This window comes from Nostoc sp. NMS7 (assembly GCF_017115085.1).
Taxonomy (GTDB): domain Bacteria; phylum Cyanobacteriota; class Cyanobacteriia; order Cyanobacteriales; family Nostocaceae; genus Nostoc.
Window position 1 is genome coordinate 1 of record NZ_JABXKJ010000138.1, and the last position, 5,322, is coordinate 5,322.

The following is a 5,322-nucleotide window of genomic DNA, read 5'->3' on the forward strand; positions in this document are numbered from 1 at the left end:
GGAGCGTTAATCGCGCCCGTTGGGCGCTCACATCTTGCACCTAGCCCTGGCGATTAGAAATCGCGGCTATACAAACGAAGTCCACCTCCGTGGACTAAGAGAAAATCAAAGGTTTTTAACCCACGGAGGTGGGTTTCGCCTGTGTAGCCGCGACTTCCAGTCGCCTGGTGCAAGATATAAGTAAACCGATTCATGTTGTATGTTCCTACAATGAAGCTACAGATACAGGATATGTAGTAACAGCTTATATTCCTGATGCTAATATTTGGCTAGATGGTTTTACAAGTAGGAGATAAAGATGGTGAAATGCCTAATTTGTCAGCATGGACAAACTAAACCAGGTTTAGTAACTGTGACATTAGAAAGAGATGAATGTATTATTGTCTTAAAAAAAGTTCCAGCAGAAATTTGTGATAACTGTGGTGAATATTATTTAAGTGATGCAGTTACCGAACAGGTTTTAGAAAAAGCAGAGTCAGCTATTAATAATGGAGCAGAATTAGATATTATTAGATATGCAGCTTAGTTTTCTTATTGGCGTTTTTGCTTTAGTGATGGGTTTGACTACGCGATCGCTCAAGGTAAGCTTTGCGAAATCTCTCTTTTAGCGGATTGGGCAGATGCAATCAGTTGTTGTTGAGTTTTCTTAAATGATTTATCCCACTTCAATTCATCTTGCAAATCTTCTAGGTACTCTCGGAGATGTTCTGCAACTCTTTCTTGCACATCTTCAGATAAAGATTCCATCATCTTAATTACAGTAGCGATCGCTGGAGATGACATAATCGAATTTCCCTTATCAACTTTCCCTGTCTATTTTACTAAAAAAACTCAATCAAATCGCTTACTGTAGTCCCAAAGCTCTGAAACTGGAAAAGTTTATTCTACTGCTGCTTGTCGCACAGACTCTTGCAGATGGGCTAATATTTGTGCTTTTGCCTCTTGTTCATTAATCCAAACTAAACCACTGACGTGATCAGAATTTATAGAACTCATCAGCTGTTGCCAAAGTTCTACAGGGACGAGTACATCTGTTGTTTCTCCATTTACGTTGGTGACATAACGAATCTGGCTTTCAATTTGTGCGATGATCATTATGGTTATTTCTCCTGTCATGCTTTTTTTGCACCAAATCGCTTTTTTCAACAACCACCAAGCAGCATCGTGTATTTTTAGCGATGAGTTGGGCTACGCGATCGCATCACGAGAATTATAGTTTAGCGGCTTATTTAGGGTAAATTTTTGACTTAACTGGAAGTATCCAAACCCACATTCCGCACTACCAAGTGTCAAAAGAGACTCCCAAGATAAAAAATGGGGAATTGCCAATTTAATTAAATCAACCTAACGAGGAAGACTAAATCACCAAAAAGCTGTTACTTAATTACTAGTGACTTTTTGCCAAACATGATTTTGATAGCAGACAAATTGTGATGAATACAGCTAATTTTCCGTGGCTGACGACGATTATTCTGTTGCCGATAGCGGCATCGCTACTTCTTCCCATCATCCCCGATAAAGAAGGCAAAACAGTGCGCTGGTACTCCCTGATCGTAGGGCTGATAGATTTTGCACTCATTGTTTACGCTTTTTCTACCGGGTACGACTTCTCCAATCCCGATTTGCAGTTGGTGGAGAGTTACCCCTGGGTACCACAATTGGGTTTGAATTGGTCAGTAGGGGCAGATGGCTTGTCCATGCCGCTAATTATTTTGACTGGATTCATTACCACGCTGGCGATTTTAGCAGCTTGGCCAGTTACCTTCAAGCCCAAGCTATTTTACTTCTTGATTTTGGCGATGTATGGCGGTCAGATTGCCGTGTTCGCCGTCCAGGATATGCTGTTATTTTTCCTGGTGTGGGAACTGGAATTGGTACCGATATACTTTCTGCTGTCGATTTGGGGAGGCAAAAGACGACAATATGCAGCGACCAAATTTATTTTATACACTGCTGGCGGTTCGCTGTTTATTTTGCTGTCTGCCCTGACAATGGCATTTTACGGCGATACGGTGACGTTCGATATGCGATCGCTCGCCCTCAAAGATTTCGCCCTGAATTTCCAACTTGCACTTTATGCTGGTTTCCTAATTGCCTACGCTGTCAAGTTGCCGATTATTCCCTTGCACACTTGGCTACCTGATGCCCACGGTGAAGCGACAGCCCCCGTGCATATGTTGTTGGCAGGTATTCTCCTGAAAATGGGTGGTTACGCCTTAATTCGGATGAATGCCCAATTGCTGCCCGATGCCCACGCTTTGTTTGCGCCAGTGTTGGTGGTTTTGGGGGTAGTTAATATCATCTACGCTGCCTTGACATCCTTTGCCCAGCGCAACCTGAAGCGAAAAATTGCCTACTCCTCAATTTCTCACATGGGCTTTGTCCTGATTGGTATTGCCTCCTTCACAGATTTGGGTTTAAGTGGGGCAGTATTGCAAATGGTTTCCCACGGTTTAATTGGGGCGAGTTTATTCTTCCTTGTCGGTGCAACTTATGACCGGACACACACTTTAATGTTGGATGAAATGGGTGGTGTCGGTAAAAGGATGCCGAAGATTTTCGCAATGTTTACTACCTGTGCGATGGCTTCTTTGGCATTGCCAGGGATGAGCGGTTTTGTGGCAGAATTAATGGTATTTGTGGGCTTTGCTACTAGCGATGCTTATAGTTCTACCTTCAAAGTCATTGTAGTGTTTTTGATGGCAGTAGGAGTGATTTTAACTCCGATTTATCTGTTGTCAATGTTGCGGGAAATTTTCTACGGAGAAGAGAACAAAGAATTAGTTTCTCACCAAGCTTTGATAGATGCTGAACCCCGTGAAGTATTTATCATTGCCTGTTTGTTGGTGCCAATTATTGGTATTGGTTTCTATCCAAAATTGCTAACTCAAATGTACGACACCACAACTGTACAATTGACAGCAAGATTGCGTGATTCCGTGCCGACATTAGCACAGCAAAAAGAAGAAGCAATAAAGGTTTCTTTGAGTGCGCCTCAAATCGGTAATTAGTTGCGATCGCTAGTTTAGTTTAAATATTTATTACTTTGAGGGCGGGTTTTCTACCTGCCCTTTTTTGATGTGCTTGACCTACCAAAAACCTAACCCCCTAACACGATTTCACACAAACCCTGATACATTCAAAACCCTTTTATTTTTTTCTAATGCCAAGTTATGGCTTGTTCATATCCAATGTTATAGAAAATACCTATCCAATCAGAATAATGTAATGTATATTGTTCATTAAAATCTCCAAAGTTCATATTTTTACCTGACTGCCAAGGTAAGCAATTATTAATAAGGTCTTGACAAAGCCAACTTGGGTAATAATTTTCTATCAAATTAAACTGCCCTAGATTTTAAGCTGATTGATTTGTTTGCAACCAGTTAAGTAAATCTTCCATAGCAGTAAAATCTAACAAAGCTTCGCCAAGGTTTTCTAATTGATTTAAAGAAAGAGATTTGATGCGCTCTTGCAATTCTGGTGATAATTCTCCTACTCGTCTTTGTAGTAACCTTAAAATAAGCCGTTGTTGACCTTCTTGTTTACCTTCTTGTTTACCTTCTTGTTTTCCGCGCTCGTAGCCGATGCGCTCACCTGTAGTTACATATCTCATAGTCCGCTCCTACTCAAATTGTTTAAACTCTTCCCAAAATTGATTTTCCAATGCCTTTGGTAATATCATAACCCAATCGATAGAATCGATACAGATTACGAATATCCTGCTCTTGTAAACCTAAATCATATAGCCTACGAATTAAGCGAAACTTCCATATTTTGCGTTGTTCGGGTGATGAGCATGTCTGCTGCGTTTTCAAATGCGCCATGACGACAGTTGCAAATGGATTATCGCTATTTTCTAACTCGTAAAAGCGATTTTCGTAATCCAAAAGTTTAACACTGCCAAATTCAAAATTTAAGCGAGTATTGGGATAATTGTAGCTGTAATTGCTTGGCCGCCATTCGCGGTTTGGATCACAGAGAATTGCAAGGCTGATTGCTGGTTGATCAAAGCGGTCAAATATGCGAAAGTTGTAGGTAAACATCCGCTTGCTAAAGTTATCTTCTTTTTGTGCCTGAATTTCAACATGGATTAATAACCAAAGTTCTTTCCCTTGGGTTTGCCAAACTTTCACTAATTGATCAGCATATCGCTTACCCTGTTCAGCTTCACGAGTTATTTGTTGAAATTCTTTATCTAGAAATTCGTAGGGACGTTCCCAATCAATTAATGCAGAAGTTTCTGGAAAAAAGAAATGCATTGCTTGGGGAAAATAAGCTTCTAGAATTTCTTTCCAAGGGCTATCAAAATCAGCGCGTTCGCTAACATTTGTCATATTTATCCAAGTGGCTGATTTGGGTAACATTGATGTGGATTAAAGTATCCACACTCATTTTGCCTTAGTATACCTACTTAATTATCAATACATTTCCTACAATCAAGGTACAATCAGATTTGGCAAAACCGCTCATGTTAAACTACAATCCGTTGCATTGTTTGCCATCTTCCGAAGAACTACCCGACTCAGATGATACTGCTGTGGATAATGAACTACAAAATTTAATTCCCGGCTTGCTGAAAACGATCCTGGCTTTGGTTTGGTGCGATCGCTGGGATTGGTTCTTTGGTGTTGACATGGGTATTTATTATCACCCAGACAAATCAGCAATTGTCCCCGATGGGTTTCTCAGCTTAGGAGTTAAACGCTTCATTGATGAGGACTTACGCCTAAGTTATGTATTGTGGGAAGAAAATAAACCGCCATTTTTAGCACTAGAAGTTGTTTCTCAAATATATCGGGAAGAATATACTACCAAGAAAGAATTTTATGCCAAAGAATTAGGAATTTTGTACTACGTTGTGTATAGTCCCCTTCGTCGTAAAAATCCATCTTTGGAGGTGTATCATCTAGTTGATGGGGAATATATTTTAATGTCAGGAAATCCCGTTTGGCTACCAGAGATTGGTTTAGGGATTGGGCGAGAACGGGGAATTTATCAAGGTATCGTGCGGGAATGGCTCTACTGGTATGACGAGGAAGGGCAAAGATTGCTGATACCAGAAGAACGCATCAGGGAAGCGGAAGAACGCGCAGCTTTTGAAGAACAGCAACGTGTCGCAGCAGAACAACAGGTGAAAATGTTAACTCAAAGGTTGAAAGCCCTTGGTGTTGATCCAGAAATTTAGTAATGGTAAGCGAGCGCGTCTACGGCTGAAGCCCCTTCTCCCAAATCTGGGATTCGGGGAGCTAGAATTTCAAAGTCCCTCTCCCATATCTGGGAGAGGGATTTAGGGTGAGGGCGAAAACTATGGTTCTCAAC

Annotated in this window: 6 protein-coding genes and 1 pseudogene; 3 read left to right on the top strand and 4 right to left on the bottom strand. The window is 41.0% G+C overall.

Translation table 11 applies throughout. From position 1 onward, the window contains the following. Positions 1–53 precede the first annotated feature (53 nt). Entirely contained in the window at positions 54–194 is a 141-nt protein-coding gene (locus HWQ38_RS14255; protein ID WP_292794571.1) for a hypothetical protein, read from the bottom strand. Between the two features lie 104 nt (positions 195–298). Between HWQ38_RS14255 and HWQ38_RS14260 the strand changes: the two genes are divergently transcribed. Continuing rightward, positions 299–526: a type II toxin-antitoxin system MqsA family antitoxin gene (locus HWQ38_RS14260; protein WP_292794573.1), complete on the top strand. Its 228-nt coding sequence runs from the start codon at positions 299–301 to the stop codon at positions 524–526. A gap of 50 nt (positions 527–576) precedes the next feature. Here HWQ38_RS14260 and HWQ38_RS14265 read toward each other — a convergent pair whose 3' ends face one another. Both HWQ38_RS14265 and HWQ38_RS14270 read right to left on the bottom strand, forming a co-directional pair. Beyond that, positions 577–783, bottom strand: a complete 207-nt coding sequence (locus tag HWQ38_RS14265; RefSeq protein WP_292794575.1) for a hypothetical protein — start codon at positions 781–783, stop codon at positions 577–579. A 96-nt stretch (positions 784–879) separates the two neighbouring features. After that, on the bottom strand, positions 880–1,095 hold the full coding sequence (locus HWQ38_RS14270) for a hypothetical protein (RefSeq protein WP_292794577.1): 216 nt from the start codon (positions 1,093–1,095) through the stop codon (positions 880–882). Between the two features lie 338 nt (positions 1,096–1,433). On the opposite strand from HWQ38_RS14270, the gene HWQ38_RS14275 reads away from it, so the two are divergent. After that, positions 1,434–3,011 carry an NAD(P)H-quinone oxidoreductase subunit 4 gene (locus HWQ38_RS14275; RefSeq protein WP_292794578.1) on the top strand — a complete coding sequence of 526 codons (1,578 nt, stop codon included), beginning with the start codon at positions 1,434–1,436 and terminating at the stop codon, positions 3,009–3,011. Positions 3,012–3,358: 347 nt separating this feature from the next. Here the strand turns inward: HWQ38_RS14275 and HWQ38_RS14280 are convergent. Continuing rightward, a pseudogene (locus tag HWQ38_RS14280) lies at positions 3,359–4,337 on the bottom strand (DUF4351 domain-containing protein). 134 nt (positions 4,338–4,471) lie between these two features. On the opposite strand from HWQ38_RS14280, the gene HWQ38_RS14285 reads away from it, so the two are divergent. Continuing rightward, positions 4,472–5,188 carry a Uma2 family endonuclease gene (locus HWQ38_RS14285; protein WP_292794579.1) on the top strand — a complete coding sequence of 239 codons (717 nt, stop codon included), beginning with the start codon at positions 4,472–4,474 and terminating at the stop codon, positions 5,186–5,188. Positions 5,189–5,322 lie beyond the last annotated feature (134 nt).

Bases quoted from the DNA above. Each gene is read 5' to 3' on its own strand.
- HWQ38_RS14255 (WP_292794571.1), bottom strand. From the start codon at position 194: ATGAATCGGTTTACTTATATCTTGCACCAGGCGACTGGAAGTCGCGGC.
- HWQ38_RS14260 (WP_292794573.1), top strand. From the start codon at position 299: ATGGTGAAATGCCTAATTTGTCAGCATGGACAAACTAAACCAGGTTTA.
- HWQ38_RS14265 (WP_292794575.1), bottom strand. From the start codon at position 783: ATGTCATCTCCAGCGATCGCTACTGTAATTAAGATGATGGAATCTTTA.
- HWQ38_RS14270 (WP_292794577.1), bottom strand. From the start codon at position 1,095: ATGATCATCGCACAAATTGAAAGCCAGATTCGTTATGTCACCAACGTA.
- HWQ38_RS14275 (WP_292794578.1), top strand. From the start codon at position 1,434: ATGAATACAGCTAATTTTCCGTGGCTGACGACGATTATTCTGTTGCCG.
- HWQ38_RS14285 (WP_292794579.1), top strand. From the start codon at position 4,472: ATGTTAAACTACAATCCGTTGCATTGTTTGCCATCTTCCGAAGAACTA.